Annotated in this window: 18 protein-coding genes and 1 tRNA gene; 6 read left to right on the top strand and 13 right to left on the bottom strand. The window is 70.8% G+C overall.

Annotation, left to right across the window (positions count from 1 at the left end; all coding sequences use genetic code 11):
* Positions 1 to 145 precede the first annotated feature (145 nt).
* The 6 genes from ACIBFB_RS13110 to ACIBFB_RS13085 all read right to left on the bottom strand — a co-directional run bounded on the left by ACIBFB_RS13110 (position 146) and on the right by ACIBFB_RS13085 (position 6,098).
* Complete coding sequence (locus ACIBFB_RS13110) at positions 146 to 1,144, bottom strand: NAD(P)H-binding protein (RefSeq protein WP_397229560.1); 999 nt, start codon at positions 1,142 to 1,144, stop codon at positions 146 to 148.
* 54 nt (positions 1,145 to 1,198) lie between these two features.
* Positions 1,199 to 2,233: an alpha/beta fold hydrolase gene (locus tag ACIBFB_RS13105; RefSeq protein ID WP_397229558.1), complete on the bottom strand. Its 1,035-nt coding sequence runs from the start codon at positions 2,231 to 2,233 to the stop codon at positions 1,199 to 1,201.
* A gap of 30 nt (positions 2,234 to 2,263) precedes the next feature.
* A complete protein-coding gene (locus tag ACIBFB_RS13100) occupies positions 2,264 to 2,965 on the bottom strand; it encodes an SDR family oxidoreductase (protein WP_397229556.1) in 702 nt (233 codons plus the stop codon).
* A 134-nt stretch (positions 2,966 to 3,099) separates the two neighbouring features.
* Positions 3,100 to 4,398, bottom strand: coding sequence for a DUF3533 domain-containing protein (locus ACIBFB_RS13095; RefSeq protein ID WP_397229554.1), 1,299 nt, complete (start codon positions 4,396 to 4,398; stop codon positions 3,100 to 3,102).
* Between the two features lie 53 nt (positions 4,399 to 4,451).
* The gene (locus ACIBFB_RS13090; protein ID WP_397229552.1) at positions 4,452 to 5,303 is read right to left on the bottom strand and encodes an alpha/beta fold hydrolase; all 852 of its coding nucleotides are present in this window, start codon (positions 5,301 to 5,303) and stop codon (positions 4,452 to 4,454) included.
* 225 nt (positions 5,304 to 5,528) lie between these two features.
* Positions 5,529 to 6,098 (bottom strand): TetR/AcrR family transcriptional regulator, encoded by a 570-nt coding sequence (locus ACIBFB_RS13085; RefSeq protein ID WP_397229550.1) that lies wholly within the window; start codon positions 6,096 to 6,098, stop codon positions 5,529 to 5,531.
* 89 nt (positions 6,099 to 6,187) lie between these two features.
* Between ACIBFB_RS13085 and ACIBFB_RS13080 the strand changes: the two genes are divergently transcribed.
* Positions 6,188 to 6,439, top strand: coding sequence for a hypothetical protein (locus ACIBFB_RS13080; RefSeq protein WP_397229548.1), 252 nt, complete (start codon positions 6,188 to 6,190; stop codon positions 6,437 to 6,439).
* A 138-nt stretch (positions 6,440 to 6,577) separates the two neighbouring features.
* On the top strand, positions 6,578 to 6,832 hold the full coding sequence (locus tag ACIBFB_RS13075; protein ID WP_397229546.1) for a hypothetical protein: 255 nt from the start codon (positions 6,578 to 6,580) through the stop codon (positions 6,830 to 6,832).
* Positions 6,833 to 7,330: 498 nt separating this feature from the next.
* Here the strand turns inward: ACIBFB_RS13075 and ACIBFB_RS13070 are convergent.
* Both ACIBFB_RS13070 and ACIBFB_RS13065 read right to left on the bottom strand, forming a co-directional pair.
* Positions 7,331 to 7,419: transfer RNA gene (locus ACIBFB_RS13070), tRNA-Ser, on the bottom strand.
* Positions 7,420 to 7,487: 68 nt separating this feature from the next.
* Positions 7,488 to 8,015 (bottom strand): SigE family RNA polymerase sigma factor, encoded by a 528-nt coding sequence (locus ACIBFB_RS13065; RefSeq protein ID WP_397229544.1) that lies wholly within the window; start codon positions 8,013 to 8,015, stop codon positions 7,488 to 7,490.
* A 265-nt stretch (positions 8,016 to 8,280) separates the two neighbouring features.
* Here ACIBFB_RS13065 and ACIBFB_RS13060 point away from each other — a divergent pair, with 265 nt between their 5' ends.
* Complete coding sequence (locus ACIBFB_RS13060; RefSeq protein ID WP_397229542.1) at positions 8,281 to 9,252, top strand: hypothetical protein; 972 nt, start codon at positions 8,281 to 8,283, stop codon at positions 9,250 to 9,252.
* Positions 9,253 to 9,254: 2 nt separating this feature from the next.
* On the top strand, positions 9,255 to 10,244 hold the full coding sequence (locus ACIBFB_RS13055) for a MauE/DoxX family redox-associated membrane protein (RefSeq protein WP_397229958.1): 990 nt from the start codon (positions 9,255 to 9,257) through the stop codon (positions 10,242 to 10,244).
* On the opposite strand, the gene ACIBFB_RS13050 is transcribed toward ACIBFB_RS13055, so the two are convergent.
* Positions 10,201 to 10,875 (bottom strand): hypothetical protein, encoded by a 675-nt coding sequence (locus ACIBFB_RS13050; protein WP_397229540.1) that lies wholly within the window; start codon positions 10,873 to 10,875, stop codon positions 10,201 to 10,203. The genes ACIBFB_RS13055 and ACIBFB_RS13050 overlap by 44 nt on opposite strands.
* 212 nt (positions 10,876 to 11,087) lie before the next feature.
* Here ACIBFB_RS13050 and hisC point away from each other — a divergent pair, with 212 nt between their 5' ends.
* On the top strand, positions 11,088 to 12,170 hold the full coding sequence (gene hisC, locus ACIBFB_RS13045; protein ID WP_397229538.1) for a histidinol-phosphate transaminase: 1,083 nt from the start codon (positions 11,088 to 11,090) through the stop codon (positions 12,168 to 12,170).
* Between the two features lie 46 nt (positions 12,171 to 12,216).
* Here hisC and ACIBFB_RS13040 read toward each other — a convergent pair whose 3' ends face one another.
* Positions 12,217 to 13,431, bottom strand: coding sequence for an FAD-dependent oxidoreductase (locus tag ACIBFB_RS13040; protein ID WP_397229536.1), 1,215 nt, complete (start codon positions 13,429 to 13,431; stop codon positions 12,217 to 12,219).
* Between the two features lie 78 nt (positions 13,432 to 13,509).
* On the opposite strand from ACIBFB_RS13040, the gene ACIBFB_RS13035 reads away from it, so the two are divergent.
* Entirely contained in the window at positions 13,510 to 14,028 is a 519-nt protein-coding gene (locus ACIBFB_RS13035) for a MarR family winged helix-turn-helix transcriptional regulator (protein ID WP_397229534.1), read from the top strand.
* A 112-nt stretch (positions 14,029 to 14,140) separates the two neighbouring features.
* Here ACIBFB_RS13035 and ACIBFB_RS13030 read toward each other — a convergent pair whose 3' ends face one another.
* The 3 genes from ACIBFB_RS13030 to ACIBFB_RS13020 form a co-directional block, all read right to left on the bottom strand.
* Positions 14,141 to 15,391 (bottom strand): transcriptional regulator, encoded by a 1,251-nt coding sequence (locus ACIBFB_RS13030; RefSeq protein WP_262391751.1) that lies wholly within the window; start codon positions 15,389 to 15,391, stop codon positions 14,141 to 14,143.
* Between the two features lie 266 nt (positions 15,392 to 15,657).
* Positions 15,658 to 16,953: a UDP-N-acetylglucosamine 1-carboxyvinyltransferase gene (gene murA, locus ACIBFB_RS13025; protein ID WP_397229532.1), complete on the bottom strand. Its 1,296-nt coding sequence runs from the start codon at positions 16,951 to 16,953 to the stop codon at positions 15,658 to 15,660.
* A gap of 373 nt (positions 16,954 to 17,326) precedes the next feature.
* Positions 17,327 to 18,232: a phosphoribosylaminoimidazolesuccinocarboxamide synthase gene (locus tag ACIBFB_RS13020; protein WP_397229530.1), complete on the bottom strand. Its 906-nt coding sequence runs from the start codon at positions 18,230 to 18,232 to the stop codon at positions 17,327 to 17,329.
* Positions 18,233 to 18,242: the final 10 nt, after the last annotated feature.

Below are 18,242 nucleotides of genomic sequence, written 5' to 3'. Positions count from 1 at the left end.
GATGTGAACCCCGGAAGGCGTTGCCACCCAACCGCATGAGCAGGGCGATACGTCCAGGTTTGTCTCGTGACCCCTAGTGCCGTTTACGGACAGTAGCGCTGGCCTGTATCTGGCGATCCTCGTCGTGCGACCGGGTGCGCCGCCGTTACCGACGTGGGCCGATCAGTGCCTCACCCGCCACGATCTTCTGGATGCGCGGATTGTTCTCCAGCGCCCACCGCACGGTCTTCGGCGGGCGCCCGAGCAGGGTCTCCAACTGGTCGGTGAAACCGGTGTACCCCCCGGCGCCGATCAGCCGGGTCAGGGTCTTCAGGTGCTCCGCGATGTGCGGATACTCGGACATGGCGGTGTCCACGTAGGTCTTGTTCCAGGTTTCGATGTCGTCGGGAACATAGGTGATCTCGCTGCCCAGCACGGCCCCGAAGTCCTCCGCGATCCCGTGCATGTCCTTCAGTTCCGGCCCGGTGAGCGCGTAGGACTTCGAGATGTGCGGCTCCGGGTCGACCAGGATCTTCACACACAGCTCCGCCACGTCGAAACCGGCGATGGGTGCGAGCTGGTGCTGACCGAAGGGCAGGCGCAGTTCTCCGTCGGCCAGCGAGCCCAGTGCCAGCCAGGTCATGATGGGGTTCTCGACGAAGAAGGCCGCCTGCACGTTGACGGTCGGGACGCCGGACCACTCCAGCACCCGCTCGGCGACCCAGTGGGCCCGCTGCTGCGGCGACCACTGCGCGACGAGTCCGCCGAGATGCGAACGCCGTTCCTCCTCCGGCGCGGTCATCTTCTCGAACGTCATGAACGACTGCTCGTACTCGGAGATGTTGACGAAGGCCTCGATGTCGCCCTGGGCCCGCGCCGCCGCGGCCATCAGGCTGACGGCGTCGGTGTAGTACGGCGACAGGCTCATGCTGAAGTAGATGCGGCGACAGCCCTTCAGCGCGGCGGTCACGTCGGCGATGTCGAGCAGGTCACCGACGAAGACCTCGGCCCCGACCTGACGGAGCGAGTCCGCGCGTTCGTCGTCCTGCCGAACGAACGCGCGCACCGGGTGCCCCTGGTCGATCAGCATGTCGACCATCATTCGGCTCACGCTGCCGATTCCGCCGGCGGCACCGGTGATCAGGATGGGGTTGCTCTCTGGCATCAATCGTCCTCTGTCTGGTCGGGGTGGGTCAGGAGTGTTGTGAGGTCGGGAGTGTCATCGGGACGCCGGACCGTCGATACCGGCGAGGAAGTCCAGGAGCGCGGTGTTGACCTCGGCGGGACGCTCCTGCTGCGTCCAGTGGCCGCAACCCGGCAGCACCACCGGTGCCCGCATGTGAGGCGCGATGGTGCTCATCGGGTTGCCCGGCCCGGCCGCGCCGCGCAGGAGATCGCCCACCGGGGGCCCTCCGTCCGGGCCGCGCAGTGAGGTGACCATGTCGCGGTCCCCCACCACGTACAGCGCGGGGACGTCGATCGTGCGGCCTCGGAAGGCCGCGAGCAGTTCGTTGTTGCGTTCGATGTTGCGGTACCAGTTGAAGGCGCCGGTGAAGGCCTGCTCGCCGTGCGGGGCGAAGTCCTCGGCGTAGGTCAGGATGTCCTCCTCCGTCAGCCAGACGGGGAGCTCGGGCGACGACGGCATGGCGTCCAGGAGGCCCAGACCGTCGGGTACGACCAGCGGGCGGGGCTCGTCGAAGTACGGGTTGTCGCCCGAGGCGCCGACCAGGAGGCGGCGGAAGGATTCCGGGATGTCCTTGGCGAACTCCGCGTCGGCGACTCCCGGCTGCTGGAAGTAGACCTGGTAGAAGTTCTCGCCGTACAGAGTGCGGGTGGTGGAGGGCGGGACCATGCCGCCGGGCAGGATCGGCGGGATGCTGAGCCCGGCCACGGCGCGGACCTTGTCCGGGCGCATCATGGCAGCGGTCCAGGCGACGGGCGCGCCCCAGTCGTGGCCCACGAGGACCGCCCGCTCCTCCCCCAGCTCCTCGATCAGGGCGATCACGTCGCCGACGAGGTGGAGCAGGGTGTACGACGCGACGTCCGACGGCTGCTCGCTGCGGGCGTAGCCGCGCTGGTCGGGGGCGACGACCCGGTACCCGGCCGCCGCCAGAGCCCCGAACTGGTGACGCCAGGAGTACCAGCTCTCCGGCCAGCCGTGCAGCAGCAGGACCAGTGGCCCCTCCCCCTGCTCGGCGATGTGCAGCCTGACCCCGTTGACGTCGACGAAGCGGTGCATGAGTGCGTTTTGCATGAGGACCCCCGAGAAGTCCGTGAGTGCGTACTACTTCTTCAGCTGGGCGTACAGGGATTCCAGGTCGGCGGACAGCTGCGACTTGACCCAGCGCGTGGTGTCGTCGGCCAGCACCTCGTGTGCCTCCGCCTCGATGCCGTCGAGCGCGGCCACGGCGACGTCGCGTGGGTCGGTCTTGGCCGCCTCGACACCCGCCGTCATGTCGGTGTCCACGTAGGCCACGTGGAGCCCGGTCACCGCGATACCGCGAGGTCGCAACTCCAGGCGCAGGGAGTTGGACTGCGACCACAGGGCCGCTTTGGAGGCGCTGTAGGGCGTGCCGTCGGCCAGCCAGGACAAGGCGGAGTGGATGTTGAGGATGTGGCCCCCGCCGTTGCGCTCGATGACCGGCGCGAAGGACCGGGTGGCCAGCAGCGGCCCGTAGAAGTTGGTCTCCAGGTCCCGGCGCACGTCCTCCATCGGTGAGTCGAGGTACGAGGCCCCGACCGAGGCGCCGGCGTTGTTGATCAGGATGGTGACGTCCTGGGCCTGTTCGGCGGCGGCGGCCACGGACGCCGGGTCGGTGACCTCGAGCGCCAGCGGAACGGCGTTGGGGTGCGTCACCGAGCGCGGGTCACGGGCCGTGGCGTAGACCTTGCCGGCACCGCGCGCGTAGAGCTCCTCGACCAGCACCTTGCCGATGCCCCGGCTGCCTCCGGTGACGAAGACGTTGGCGCCCTTGATCGCTGTCACGACTACCTCCGAGAAATGGGAAACCGATCGGTTTCACCCACTGTAAACCGATCGGTTTCCGCGTGCAAATCCAAGCGTCGATCCGTCTGCGCCGAGGCCGGACAACGGCCCCGTCCGGAGTGAGCCGTGTCCCGCTACACGGGGACGGCGGTCTTCTCAGGCTCCGTCTCGGCGGGGATGCGGTGCAGTCCCTTGCGGTCGTACCAACCCGTCACGCCGAAGCCGAACAGCGCGGCCGTCGTGAGGCCGACGGCCATCATCAGCCAGCCCCGGGCCAGGCCCGCGTCGGCCTGGGCGTCGTAGTAGAGGATCGAGCGGAGACCGTCGGTGATCTGCCGCAGCGGCTCGAACTCCGCGAGGAAGCGGTAGAAGCCGGGCAGCGCCTCGATGGGAGTGGTGGCACCGGCCGTCGGCACCCCCATCCCGATGAAGACCAGCGTGACCACCAGCATGCCGGGCGTGCCGAAGACGGCGAGGAGGGCGAGCGCACCGATCCCGGAGACCGCGATGGCGCACACCGAGTACAGCCACAGCAGCGGCAGGTGGGGGGCGTTCATGCCCATGATGCCGACCGCGCCGACCACGACCAGGGTGCCCGTCGGCAGGGACAGGCCGATCATGAGGGTGCTGCTGATGGCGAGGGCCTGCACCCGGGTCGCCCGGATCAGCGGCCGGTGCAGGCGCAGCGGGCCCATGTCGTTGTGGGTGTGGCCGAGGGCGTGGTCCACCTGGCCGCTGATGACGTTGGCGGAGAGCATGCCGCAGACCACCAGGACGAGCGCGTAGTAGAACGCCGTCAGTCCCAGGCCGCTGCGCGGATCGAGCGGGTGGCCGTCCTCGACCGTGACGGCGACCGGGTCGGCCAGCAGGACGCGTGCCGCGGCGGGCAGTTCCGCCTGCCCGGTCCCGCTCAGCGTGGTCAGCGTCTCGCCCACCTGGAGCGAGGCGCTCTCGGCCGCCCGCGTCGTCGCCTCCCGCGCCAGGCTGGAGCCCAGTCCTCCGGCGGACTGGTTGGTCAGCACCGTCAGCGTCGGGCGGGCCGGGGTCCCGGTGGTCGCGGTGTCGGCCAGTGCGGTGGCGGAGGAGGTGAAGTCGACGGGGACGACGAGCGCACCGTAAAGGTTGCCCCTGCCGAGCTCCTCCTCCGCCTCCTGCTCGTCCATCACCCTCCAGTCGATCCTGTCCCCGTTCGCGGTTGACTCCGTGATCGACTCGATGATCCGCGCGCCCAGGTCGACCTGCTCGCCATCGACGGCGGCCCCCTCGTCGGCGTTGACCAGACCGACGGGCAGTCTCTCCATGTGACCGACCGGATCGACGTTGGCGCCGACGTAGAACACGGCGAACAGCAGTGCCAGAACGCCCGTGATGACACCACTGGCGATCCACAGGGGTCTGGCGCGCAGCACGCGGAAGGGGTACATCCCACTCATGACTTACTCCGGTCCTGACAACACAGCCGCAATCGAGAGGCGGTCCCGGGGAATCACGCTGGCTCGTTCAACAGGTCGGCCAGCACGTCGGGCCGTTCCAGAGCGATGAAGTGGCCCGCTTTCGGCACCTGCGTGAAATCGGCGGCCGGCAGCAGCTCCTTGTTGGCCTTCCGGTCCGAGCGTCGGGACCAGTCCTTCTCCCCGTAGACGAGGTGGACGGGAGCCTTGATCTCGGGGTAGCGCGAGCGGGCCGCGATGAGGCTGGGCAGGTTCTGGTACACGGCCCGGGCAACGGCCGGGTAGCCGGGGCGGTCGCCAACGCGGAGGAGCTCGTCCACGTAGTCCTCCCGCAGAGCGGCCTTGTCGACCAGCCCGCCCTGCAGGATCCGACGGAGGGCGGGCCTGGGCTCCACCCCGGCGATCACCGGGCCCACCCCCGGAGCGAGAACACCGCTGATCACCACACGGGCGAGGAGACTGGAGCGGGCGATTCCGCCGCGGAAGTCGTAGGCGTTCACCGCGACGACGCGCCGTACCCGCTCCGGCAGTTCGGCCGCGGTGGTCAGGGCGAGCACCGCCCCGATGGACTCCCCGACCAGCGTCACGTCGTGGAGGTCGAGTTCGGTGAGGAGCCGCTCGACGCCCGCGCGCATCTCCGGCTCCTGGTACGACGCGCCGGGCACGATCTCGGAGTAGCCCATCCCGGGCAGGTCGAGCGCGTACACGGTGTACTGGTCCGAGATCAGGGGGATGAGGGAGCGGAAGTGCTCAGCCTGTGTGCGCACGGTGTGCAGCAGGACGAGGGGGGCGCCGGTGCCCGCCTTGAGGTAGCGCAGCGTTCCCCCGTGGCCGTGGCGTCCTCCGCTTGGGGCGATGGTGTGGCTGGTGGTCCCCGGAACGCGCATCGTGGGACGTGACTCTGGGTTGGACAACTCTCCGACTCTCTGTGTGTGGACCGCGGACAGGTGACTCGGGCACGGCCCACCCGGGAGGGTGGTGACCGCGCCCCAGCTCCCGACCCCATGAGAAACCGATCGGTTTCCCCTACGGTAAACCGATCGGTTTCCATCTGCAAGTCCAGGCGTCGGTACGATCCGAGTCACGTCACCGGCCGCGCTCAGGCCGCTGCGTCAGCGCACGTCCGCCGCGTCGAGCAGAGTGGTCGCGGTGGGAACGATGAGCCCGGCCAGGTGGTCGGCCCGGATCCCCGCACGGGCGCTGGCGCCGTCGAAGACCAGGCTGAGCTGGCGGGCCAGCAGGTCGGGATCGCTCGCGCCGCCCCGCTCGGCCTCGGAACGGAAGAAGGCCGTCAGGTTCGCCTTGACCTGGTGGGCCACCTGGCTCGCGGGGTGGCTCTGGTCCTTGAGTTCGATCTGCACGGCCAGGTACTGACAGCCGTGGAACTCGGGCGCGATCGACTGCGACTCCACCTGCTCGAAAACGTGCAGGATCCGCTCGCGGGGTGAACGGCCGTCGTCCGCCGCGGGCAGGAGTCCGGCGACGAAGGCGGAGGCGCGCTCCTCCAAGCTCGCCGCCAGCAGCTCGTCCTTGCTCTCGAAGAGCTGGTACAGGGAGCGCTTCGACACCCCCGCCGCCTTGCACAACGCCTCGACTCCGATGCCGACACCGTCTCGGTAGGTGAGCGTGGCCGCCGCCTCCAGCAGCCGCTCTCTGGGACTTGGCTTCACTTCGGTGTTCATGCTGTGAGGTTAACCCGATTCGGACACCATGAAAACTGATCGGTTTCCAAGGTGCATCGGGGCGAGGGGCCCGGAGTCGGGCCAGGGGGATGCTGGTCACCGGTGGGGACTGCCAGTCGCCGGTGACCAGCGAGAACGACCTCGCGGCGGTGTGCGATTCCACCGACCGCAGTAGGAAACCGATCGGTGTCCGATGTGGCGGCACGGACGTCGAAAGAACACCTGACAAGCACTTCGAGGGCCTCCCCGACTGGCCGTACGAGCCTCGGTGCGCCACGGTCGGCGAGGGCCTGCGCATGCACTGCATCGACGAGGGGCCGTCCGGAGTGGCAGCGGGGTGAGCGGGAGTCCAGCGAGCAGATCGCCGCCGGTCAGACCGAGGAGTTCGAGGACGCGGAGTCGATGTTCGACGCTCTCGAGGACGAGGAGCGCTGAGAGCACTGGCCACGTTCGCCACCACCCCCCGGTTCCAGGCCGACTTGCTCACCTGTGAGCAGGCGGGGCGCCTCCGGCGGGTGGTCACCACCGAGTTCGCCCCCGACGTGGAGAAGGGGCAGTTCCGGCCAGGTCTGCGCGTCAAGGGCGTGCAGGGAGCCCCGGGGGTCTACGAAATGACCTGGGCACCTGATGGGCGCGCCACGTGGGAGTACGGCCAGGAACGGTACCCGGGTAAGCCGCACGTGATCTGGCGCCGGGTGGGCACGCACGCCATTTTCAACCCCGGCCCGCCCTGAGCACACCACACAACGCACGGTGTCCCCTCCCCGGACAGGGAGGGGACATTCGGCCCCTTGTCGAGCATCCGGGGGCGATGGGGAGGGAGCTCCTGGCCGCGATGATCGACGCCCGGTACGGCACGCAGGAACGCGAGACGATCGACGCGATCGTGGCTCGCGGTGAGCGCCTGGAGCGGAGAGGGCAGTCCGAATCGGGGTACTCGACGCGGCGATGTCTGGTTGTTCAGAGTCATCGACTCGGGTCTCGTCTGGCGGCTTGGTCACGCCCGTCGGGGTGCGTAGGGGCTCTCGGGAGGGTGTCCTTCGCGGTGCCGAGGCTGGGGGCCGGGTTCGGACCTGTGCCGTCGGTGGTCGGGGTGCTGCCTGCACTCTGGCGGCGTAGCGCCTGCGACGGCGGCTCGGCAGGCACGGATGTGGTGCCTGCTGGCCCCGAGGCGATCCCTGAACATGAGAAGGCCTGGGGCTTCCGCTGTGCGGAAGACCCCAGGCCAGGCGCGGAGGATCGGGGATTTGAACCCCGGAAGGCGTTGCCACCTAACCGCATTAGCAGTGCGGCGCCATAGACCTGACTAGGCGAATCCTCCTGGCTGTGCCAAGGGTACAGACCCCACGGGGCGTTGCGCAAAACGAAACCGGCCGTCCTCGGGCCCCGTCAGCCGATCGTGCGCTCGATGATCAGGTCGGCGTCGCGCCTCAGCTTCTCCACGGCCCGGGACAGCGTGCTCTTGACCGTGCCCAACGTCACGCCCATCCGCTCGGCGATCTGCGCCTCGGTGAGGTCGTCGTAGTACCGGAGCACCACCGTCGTGCGCTGCCGGTCGGGCAGCTTCTCGATCGCCCGTTCCACGACGTCGGCGAGGTCGCTGCGCCACGTCGGGTCGTCGACGCGCTGCTCGGGGATGTCGTCGGTGGGGTAGACGTCCAGGTGGCTGCGGCGCCACTCGGAGATCTGCGTGTTGACCATCGCCCTGCGCACGTATCCGTCGCGGGCCCTCGGGTTGGCGATGCGGTCCCAGGCGAGGAAAGTCTTGACCAGCGCCGCCTGCAACAGGTCCTCGGCGTCGGCGTGGCTGTTGGTCAGTGACCGCGCCATCCGCAGCAGCGCTGGGCCGCGCTCCTCCACGTAGCGGCTGAACTCGTCGTACCGGGGCGTCTGGGTCGTTCCCCCCACACCGACCACCGACTTTCAGGCGCGCTCGATGAGCTCGGTCACTTTTCTTCCTCTCACTCTCACACAGCGAACGCCAACATTCAGGAACTTACGTCCCACGCGCCTACAAACCGCGCGTATGGGGCGACTGGGGATCGGAGCCGTCGCCGGGCAATGCCTGGGACATGGCAGCGGCACGAACCGGTGCCCTTCGGCGTGTGAGAGCCCGGACGGGACGCCGAGCAGGACAATGGGCACTGAGTGACGAGTCGGGTGACAAGGGGGCGCGGACGACATGTCAGTGATGACTGGAAGGGTGCGTGACCGCAGACGGTTCACCGCGGCGGTCCTCGGCCCCGACACCGTTCCCGAACCCCTTCCGCTCAGCGACCGCGTGGCGCGGGGCGTGGTCGTCGACGCGACCTCGTACATGCTCTGCCTGGCCACGACCCGAGGCGAGGAGCGCTTCCTCTTCGAGCGGGTGACCACGTTCTGGAGGGGCGACGAGGCCGAGCCCACCGACCTGCGCCCCGGTGACGACGCGGTCGTCCTCTGCTCCCACGACGGCCGGCTGATCGCCGAACGGGTCTGGGCCCAGGCCGCCCGCGCGACCGGCGTGATCGTGGCGCGCGACGGCGACGAACTGGAGATCGATCCAGGCCACGGCCGCCCGCGCGTGCCGGTCGCCATCCCCTACCGCGCCTCCGGTCGGATCGGCGTCCGCCACCCCCGCCTGGAACCCGGCTACGTCTTCGACGCCGTCGGAGTCTGGCGCGACGGCGCGATCCGGGTGACGCGACCCGCCACCACCCAGCCCCCGTACCCGCTCCACGCGACTCCGCACCGCCCGCCCACACGCGGGTACACCGGCACCGTGGGAGGGATCGCCACCTGGTACGACCCCGTCCTCGGCCGCTCCACCCACCTGGACCCCCGTGCCCTCGCCAACGCCGCCGCCTACCCGGCGATCGACCCGGTGGGGCACCACGACGGGTGCGACCGGCGGACGCCCTGCGCCCCTCTGCCGCTCCTGTCGACCGGCGCCACGCTGCGGTTGCGCAACGACTGCACGCGCGACACCACCGTGGTGCCCGTGGTCGACTGCGCCGCCGCCGACAGCTGGATCTGCGACCTGTGCCCGGCCTGCGGGGGACAGAGCGCGGGCCGGATCGCGTCCCTCACCATGACCGCGTTCGTCGCCCTCGGCGGGCGACTGGAGGACGGCTGCTTCAACGCGACCATGACCGTCGCGCAGGGGGAGGGATGACCATGCTGCCCGAGATCGTCGAGGCGGTCCGCGAGGTCCAGTTGCCGCTGCTGGCGGTGCTGCTGGCGCTGGGGGCCGTCGCCAAGACCACCACGGGGGCCGCCAGATCGGGCCTGGCCGTCCTGCTGACCGAACGCCTGCGCCGCCCCGTCACCGTGGCCTCGGGAGCGCTGGAGGCCGTGCTCGCCGTCGGACTCGTCGGGTTCGCGGGGGCACTGGGCGCGGCGGCCCGCGCGGGCACGGCCGCCCTGTTCGCCGCGTCGGTCGTCGTCCTCCTCCTGGCGCGCCGACGCGACCCGGAGGCCGGGTGCGGATGCTTCGGCGGCCTGAGCCGGGCTCCGATCGGCTGGCGCACGCTGACCCGCGCCGGCCTGCTCGCGGTCGCGGCCCTGGCCACGCTCGGCCTCGACGCGACGGGATGGTCGGCCGTCACCGGGTTCACCGTCACGCACGGGGCGGTCCTGGGCGTGGAGCTGGCCGTGCTGGCGGTGCTCAGCCCGGAGCTGCGGGAGCTGGCCGCGCGCCTCACGAGCACGGAGCCGTGCGAGCTCCGGCCGGCCCCGCAGCGCCGGACCATGGCGCGGCTGCGCTCCAGCGACGTGTGGCGGACGAATCGGACCGTCATGCTGGGGACCGAGCCCCAGGACGTGTGGCGGCACGGCTGCTGGAGGTTCCTGCGCTACGACGGCATGCGGCACGGACGCCGGGTGGACGTGGTCTTCGCGGTCCGGATCGGTGGACGCGGTCGGACCGCCGTGCGCGCGGCGCTGGTGGATCGGGAGAGCGGGATCGTGTCCGCGTCCTTCGGCGCCGTGACCAGGCGCGAACTGCCGGGACCGCCCCGCAAGCTGCCCCGCCCCAGGGTGGCGGCCAAACGGGACGACGCTGTTCGGGACCCCGAGCGCGAGGCCAGGGCGCTGCGGGCGGCCCGGGCCGCGGGCGAGCCCGTCACTCCAGCATCTGCCCCTGACGATCGATGGCAGCCTCGGTGAACCCCGCCAGCATGTCCTCGTACTCCGCCACGTCGCCGCTGCCGAGGACGGAGGTGGCGCCCAACAGGCCGCCGTTGCGGTACAGGAGGCTGAGCATGTGGCTCGCCTCGTCCCCGGTGCGCACCTCGACGAGGAACGCGCGCGACTCGTCGCCGATCCCCGGCATGTCGAGTTCCCGGACGCCGTACTCGGAGGACGTGCCGTCGGCGTAGGTGGCGCTGTACGTCGTGCAGGAGGACGGCGGTTCGACCCCCATCGCCTCCGCCGCCTCCTCCTCGTCGAGTTCGACGAGCACGCTCGACACCGAGCCTCCGGGCCACTCGTAGGCGGCCACCGACGCGGGCGCCGCGCGCACGCTGTCGAGGTCGCCCCACCGGTTGGCGGCGTCCACGCACTCGGGTTTGTCGATCTCGGTGCTCTCGCGGACCTGCTCGCTGTACTGGACCGTGGCGAGTTCGGCGTAGGTGCCGCTCTCGCTGCCCTCGGGCAGCAGCGTGGCGTCGCGGAAGGACGTCGGCTGGGCCTCGTGCAGCCGGGCCGCCGCCTCGGCGTTGGGATCCGCCGCCGCCTGTTCCTGCTCCTCCCCGCCGGAACCGCACGCCGAGAGGGCCAGGGCCATGGCCAGGGTCATGGGAAGAGCCAGTGACCGGATGAATTTCCGGCCGTTGTGCGTACCAGGGCCCTGACCTGCCATGATTCGACCTGAGTCGGCGCGGCGATGACGCGAAAGCATGGTGCAATCTCCTCGTTTGTGCGATATTTCCGCTTGGGAGCGGTGATCGATCCGGGGCGCGATATCGCTGATCGTGTCGCGGGGATAACACAAAGTATTGAGGAAGGACAATGGTGTCGGAGCCGAAATCGCCATATCTGCGGTCGGTGCTGGAGAGCATCCCCGCCTACAAGCCCGGCAGGAAGGTCGTCGGGCCGGACGGGCGGTCCATCAAGCTGTCCTCCAACGAGAACCCCCTCGGGCCGCTTCCGTCCGTGCGCGAGGCCGTCGCCCGGGCGTCCGCGGAGCTGAACCGCTACCCCGACCCCGGCGCCGACGAACTGGTGGGCGCCCTCGCCCGGTTCCTGGAGGTCCCCGAGGACCACGTGGCGCTGGGCGCCGGTTCGGTCGGCGTGCTCCAGCAGCTGCTGGAGGCCGTCGGCGAGCCCGGCGCGGAGGTCGTCTACGCCTGGCGCTCCTTCGAGGCCTACCCGCTCCTGGCCGAACTGGCGGGTGTGACCTCGGTGCGCGTCCCCCTGCGCGACGAGACCCACGACCTCGACGCGATCGCCGACGCCGTCACCGAGAACACGCGCATGGTGCTGGTGTGCAACCCGAACAACCCCACCGGCACGACCGTGCCCGAGGACGAGCTGACGGCCTTCCTCGACCGGGTCCCCGAACACGTCCTGGTCATCCTCGACGAGGCCTACCACGAGTACGTGCGCGACCCGCGGGTGCCGGACGGCGTCCGCCTGTACCGCGACCGCCCCAACGTCGCCGTGCTGCGGACGTTCTCCAAGGCCTACGGCCTGGCGGCGGTGCGTCTCGGCTACCTCGTCGGCCACCCGCACGTGGTCGCCGCCGTGCGCAAGACGCTGGTGCCGTTCGCCGTCAACCACCTCGCCCAGGCGGCCGGGATCGCCTCCCTCGACGCGCGGGACGAGCTGATGGAGCGCGTGGCGGCCACGGTCGTGGAGCGGACCCGGGTGCGGGAGGCCCTGGTCGCCGCCGGATGGACGGTCCCGCCGACCGAGGCCAACTTCGTCTGGCTGCGTCTGGGGGACGACACCCTCGACTTCGCCGCCGAGTGCGCGAAGACCGGGGTCTCGGTCCGGCCGTTCGACGGCGAGGGGGCCCGCGTCAGTCTCGGCGCACCCGAGGAGAACGACGTGTTCCTGTCCGTCGCCACCGCCTACGCCAAGCGCGGCTAGGGCCCCACCCGCAGCAGTCGGGGACGCCCCTCGCCGGGGGCGTCCCTCAGCTGACGGGGCCGACCCGGGCGTCGACGTCGACGCGGTGGTCGAAGATCCACGAGTGCCCCTCCGTCCTGGCCACCATGCGGAAGACGAGCGGCAGCAGCACCCGGTCGCGCAGGAACACGCCCACCGGGTTGGTGATCAGCTTGAGGTCCCCCCGCTGGGTGCCCTCGGCGATGATCCGCTCCACCCGGGGGCGGCGCAGCCGTTCGTAGGCGGCCAGGGCCGCCTCCGGGCCGGCGACGTCGCGCAGGCACGCGGCCAGCGTCGCGGCGTCCTCCAACGCCATGGACGCGCCCTGCCCGCTGGAGTTGGGGAGCGCGTGGGCGGCGTCGCCGAGCAGTCCCACCCTGCCCCGGACCCAGTGCGGCAGCGTCGGGACGGTGTGGACGGCGCGCGGCGCGAACCAGTGCTCCTCGCTCGCCTCCAGGATCGCGGTGATCTCGGGCATCTGGCCGGTGAACAGGTCCAGCGCGCTCCGCTTCCACCACGCGGCGTCGCGGCTCCGGAGCGTGGACTCGTCGAGGTCGCGGTGCGGGGTGTTGACGAACCAGTACACGGTTCCGTCGGGCGCGCTCTGGTAGCCGAAGAAGGCGCGGCGGCCCCAGACCAGCCGGCTCGTGGACGGCGGGGTGGTCGGCAGGCCGGGCGCGGTGGTCCACCCGCCCTGGTCGAGCAGGCCGGTGTACACGGGAGCGGGCGCGGAGGGGTCGATGCCCCGGCGGACCCGGGAGTGGATGCCGTCCGCGCCGATGAGGACGTCGGCCTCCTCCGTGGAGCCGTCCTCGAACTCGGCGACGACGGAGGCGCCGGTGTCGGTGTGGCGGACGAGGCGCCGGCCGTACTCGACGGTGACGCCGTGGCCGGTCGCGGCCCGGGCGAGCGCCGCCTGGAGTTCGCCGCGCCGGACGCTGACGGACTGGAGCCCCTCCTCCAGGGCCGTGGAGCCGTCGTCGATCGCGCCCAGGCGGCGGCCGGTGCCGGACCGGAAGTCGATCGTGGAGTTGGGGATCGTGCCGGGCGCCGCCAGGACGGCCTCGAGCAGTCCGAGGGTCCGCAGCACGGCCAGGCCGTTGGGTGCGAGGTTGAGCTGGGCTCCGAGGGTGGTGCCGGGGCCCGCGTGGGCCTCGTGGACCGAGACGTCGATTCCGGCGCGGCGCAGGGCGGTGGCCGCGACCGGGCCGCCGATGCCGGACCCGATGACGATGGCGCGCATGTCGTCCCTCCTGGGGTAGGTTGGTGCCGGATCATTTATTTCTTTCGTGCGAACGAAATATATGGAGGAGGTTCCGCTGTGTCAAGCGACGCGGGTGGCGGGAGTGCGGACGACGAGGTCAGCGCGCGTCGGGCTGTCCTGCTGGACGAGTTCCGCGCGGCGGGGCGTCGGTCGAGCGACGCCGCGGTCATGTACCACACCGTCCTGGGGGAGCGCCTCGGCATCGGTCCCAGCGACTGGAAGACGCTCGGGCTGCTGGAGCGGAACGGGCCGATGACGGCGGGGGAGATCGTGCGCGGGTCGGGGCTGGCCCCGGCCTCGGTCACGGGGATCGTCACCCGCCTGGAGAAGCGGGGCTACGTCCGCCGCCGCAAGGACGAGCGGGACGGGCGGCGCGTGGTGGTCGAGACGGCGGAGGGGCTCTCCGAGGGCGCCGGAGAGCTGTTCGCCTACTACACCGGTGCGCTCGACCGGCTCATGGAGGAGTACGGGGACGAGGAGATCGCCCTGATCACGCGCTTCCTGGACGCCAACGCCCGGCTCCAGATCCAGGCCGCCGCGCGGATGACCGAGGGGGACGGGGGCGACCGGTCGTAGGCGGGAGCCGCACGAGCGGTTCCGCGGGGCGGAGCGGGTGCCGAACCCTCGCGGGGGCGCCCCCTCCCGGAGGACGCTCCCGCGTACGGAACGACGCGCGACGACGCCGCGGCTACTTGCCCGCGGCGTCCTTGTCGAGTTTCTCCACGATCAGCCGGTACAGCTGGCGCGGGCGGCCGGGCTGGAGGGTGCGGTTGGGCGGCAGCGGCCACGCCAGCCCCTCCTCCACGAGCGTGCGCAGCAGCCGCCGGGCGGTCCGGGAGGTGACGCCGAGCATCCGCCCGGCGTTCTCCGCGTCGACGACCAGGGGGCCGTCCTCCTCGGCGATCTTCTCCGACAGCCGAATCAGAGTCTCCCGCCCCTTGGTGCGCAGCGGTTCGGAGGACTGCCGTGCGGGCGCGCGCTGGGCCGGGACCAGGGAACGACCCTCGCGGTCCACCGCGAAGCTCTGACGCGACGCCTGGGCGCGGTTCAGAGCCGCTCGGGCGTGCGCCTCGGCGTCCTGGGTGGTGCGCCCCATGCCGATGCCGACCTCGATCGCGATCCCCAGCTCCGCCTTGATCCGCTCCACGAACGGCGGCTGCCGGAACCCCTCGGTCGCGGTGACCAGCGACCCGCGGGTCGCGGTCACCATGAACGAATGGTCGTCCAACCGGTGCGCCGTGGCGTTGATCCGGTGCGCCTCCTGGAGCAGCAGACGGTGCAGCGACAGCCGCAGCTCCTCCCGCCAGTACCGGGGGGTGGACCGGCGCGACGAGTCCCGCAGTGTGGGCACGTCCACCACGACGACCCCCAGCTGCGCCTCCTCCAGCCGGTGGTGCGCTCCCAGCAGACCCGCGGTCTGCAGGGCGCTGCGCACACCCGCGTTGGTGGGCCGGAGCCGGACGACGGGGACGCCGATCGCCTCCAGGCGCTCGGCCACGCCGCGCACGCAGGTGATCGCCATCCTGGTCGCCTTGCGCCGCCACAGCCCCTCGTGGAAGGAGGTCAGCTGCGCGGTGTTCGTCAGCTCCTCGTGCACGTGGATCCCGTCCACGGGCAGGTCGACCTCGGAGTAGGCCTCCACGACGTCGGCGCGGCTGAGCACGTCCAGGCTGGCTCTGGTCGGGTCGAAGCGGTCGTCGAGGGTCGCTCGGAGCAGGGCCTCGTGCAGGCTCGCCCCGCCGAGCGGCACGAAGGTGGCGGGCATCGTCAGGACCCCGGCCTTGCGCGCGAACTCGTAGGGGACAGGGCTGGCGAACAGGTAGGCGTCGATCGCCGAACCCAGCCTGACGACCTTGTCCGTCGCCTCTTGCTCATCTCGGTACGCGGCGGCGATGAGTCTGGCGTTGAGGGGCCCCGTGGACCCCGGTCCCATGAGCATGACCCGTTCGACCACCTCATGGGGCCCTATGACGCCGATCGTCAAATCGCCAGTACGCTGGGCACTCACCTCGGGCTGCTCCCCGCTACCATTCCACGCTCTTCACTATGTGCGCCCACTGGTTTCCCGACCCGATCTCTGTCACGGCATGATTGCCGAGATCGTACCCATTGTGCGGGGCCAAAGAAGATCGTTTTCCATATCAACGCCGAAAGCCCGGGTGGGGGGGCGACCCCCCACCCCGGCTTGAACTGCGCCTTCGACTCCTACGAGGCGGTGACGCGCTCCACGTCGCCGCCGAGCGCGGCAAGCCGCGTCGCGAACTGGGAGTGACCGCGGTCCACCAGATAACCAGGCGCCACGATTGTCTCACCTTCGGCGACCAGTCCGGCGAGGACCAGGGCCGCGCCGGTACGGAGGTCGTGGGCGATCACCTCGGCCCCGCGCAGGTTGGTGTGCCCGTGCACGATCGCGCGGGTGCCCTCCACCTCGATCTTGGCGCCCATCTTGTTGAGCTCGTCAGCCAGGGCGAAGCGGCCGTCGTAGATGGCCTCGTGGATGTAGCTCTCACCCTCGGCCAGCGTCGCCAGGGCCATCAGCGGCGACTGGAGGTCGGTCGCGAAGCCCGGGAACGGCGAGGTGACCGCGTTGATCGGGCGGAGCGGAACGGAGGGGTCCCGCTGGACGTGCAGGACGGCGCCCTCCTGGGAGAAGCCGACGCCCATCTGCTCGAGTTTCCAGCGGGCCACGCCCAGGTGGTCCAGCTGGGCGCCGACCAGGCTGACCTCGCCACCGGTGGCGGCGACGGCCATCGCGAACACCCCGGCGTCGATGCGGTCGGACATGATCGTGTGCTCGACGGCGGTGAGCTCCTCGACGCCCTCGACGGTGATCAGACCGGTGCCGCCACCGCTGATCCTCGCGCCCATGGCGGTCAGGAACGCGATGACGTCCAGGACCTCGGGCTCCAGCGCGGCGTGCTCGATCACCGTGGTGCCGGGAGCCAGCACGGCGGCCATGATGAGGTTCTCGGTGCCCGTGTGCGAGGGGGTGTCGAGGTAGAGGCGGCCACCGCGGAGGTTGCTGGCCTCGACGTTGATGTGGTTGCGCTCGGGGTCCTCGGTGACCTCGGCGCCCAGGCGCGCGAAGCCCCGGTAGTGGAAGTCGAGGTTGCGGCTGCCGAGGTTGCACCCGCCGACGCCCTCGATGCGGGCGCGGCCGGTGCGGTGCATCAGCGCCGGGACGAAGAGCACGGAGCCGCGGAAACGGGCCGCGATCTCGGCGGGCAGGACGGCGCGCTCCGGGTCGTTCAGCGTGGAGGCGTCGATGACCACGGTCCGCTCGGCCTCATGGAACTCGACCTTGGCGCCCACGTGTTCGGCGAGCTCCAGCGCGCGGTAGACGTCCTCGATGACCGGGACATTGCGCAGCACCGTACGGCCCTTCGCCGCGAGGAGGGCGGCGCCGATCATCGGCAGGACGGCGTTCTTCGCGCCTTGGATGAACGCCGTTCCGCTGAGGGGGCGTCCGCCGCGGACGCGGTAACGAACCTCCTGGCCCATGCTCTTGTGCTCCTTTGTGAGGCAGATGTGAAAAAAGGGGTCACCCTCGACGGGCATCGCCTGTATGCGGTTTGGACGCGGGTTACCCCTGGAACGTTGCGACCATCTTGCGCGTGACCTGCGTGGCCAGTGAACCGGTGGTTCGCGACGACTCTATAGCACCCACTCGCGTGTACCGGCCCAGAACGTGGTATACCCGCAGATCACGGATGGAGTCCCGACAAACGTCCAAAGTGGCATGAGTCTGTCGGGGAAGACCGGGCTGGGGGTCGCGCGCCGGGCCACGCTCCGGAGCCCGACTCGACCCCACCACCATACGTGCTCCGACGGCGGGAACGCGGGCCCGTGCGCGGAATCACGCACGCGCCGCACGTCACAGCTCGGGCTTCGTGCCGGTGAGTCTCTCGAAGATCTCGACGTAGCGGCCCAGGGTCCGCTCCACGACCTCGGCGGGCAGTTCCGGCGGAGGGGTGTCCGCTGCCCGGTCCCACCCGGAGGCGGGCGACGTCAGCCAGTCCCGCAGCACCTGCTTGTCGAAGGAGGGCTGCGGTCCGCCCGGCTCCCACGCGTCGGCGGGCCAGTACCGGGAGGAATCCGGGGTGAAGACCTCGTCGGCCAGGACCAGGCGGCCGTCGGCGTCGCGGCCGAACTCGAACTTGGTGTCGGCGAGGAGGACGCCCCGACCGCGCGCGATCTCCCGCCCCCTGCCGTACACGGCCAGGGTGAGGTCGCGCAGCTCGGCGGCGAGCTCCGCCCCGTGCCGCTCGGCGACGACCTCGAAGGAGACGTTCTCGTCGTGGTCGCCGACCTCCGCCTTGGTGGCCGGGGTGAAGATCGGTTCCGCGAGCTCGGAGCCGTCGGTCAGCCCCTCGGGCAGGGGGACGCCGCAGACCGTGCCGCCCGCGCGGTACTCGACCAGGCCGGATCCCGTCAGGTAGCCGCGTGCCACGCACTCGACCGGCACCATGTCCAGGCGCTGGCACACGAGCGTGCGCCCGGCCCAGGAGGCGGGAGCGCCCTCCGGGGGCACGTCGGAGACGACGTGGTTCGGCACCAGGTCCGCGAGCCGGTCGAACCACCACAGCGACAGCTGTGTGAGCAGGCGTCCCTTGCCGGGGATGTCGGTGGGCAGGACCCAGTCGTAGGCCGAGACGCGGTCGCTGGCGACCATCACGAGTCGGCCGTCGGCGGTCGCGTACAGGTCGCGGACCTTGCCGGTGTGCAGGTGGGTCAGCCCCTCCACCTCGGTGTGCGGGGGCTGGACGACGAAGCCGCTCATCGTGGCGCCC

The organism is Nocardiopsis sp. NPDC050513, assembly GCF_044457925.1.
Classification (GTDB): Bacteria; Actinomycetota; Actinomycetes; order Streptosporangiales; family Streptosporangiaceae; genus Nocardiopsis.
The sequence above is the reverse complement of the archived record's forward strand: the minus strand, read 5'-3'. Positions and strand labels throughout refer to the sequence as shown.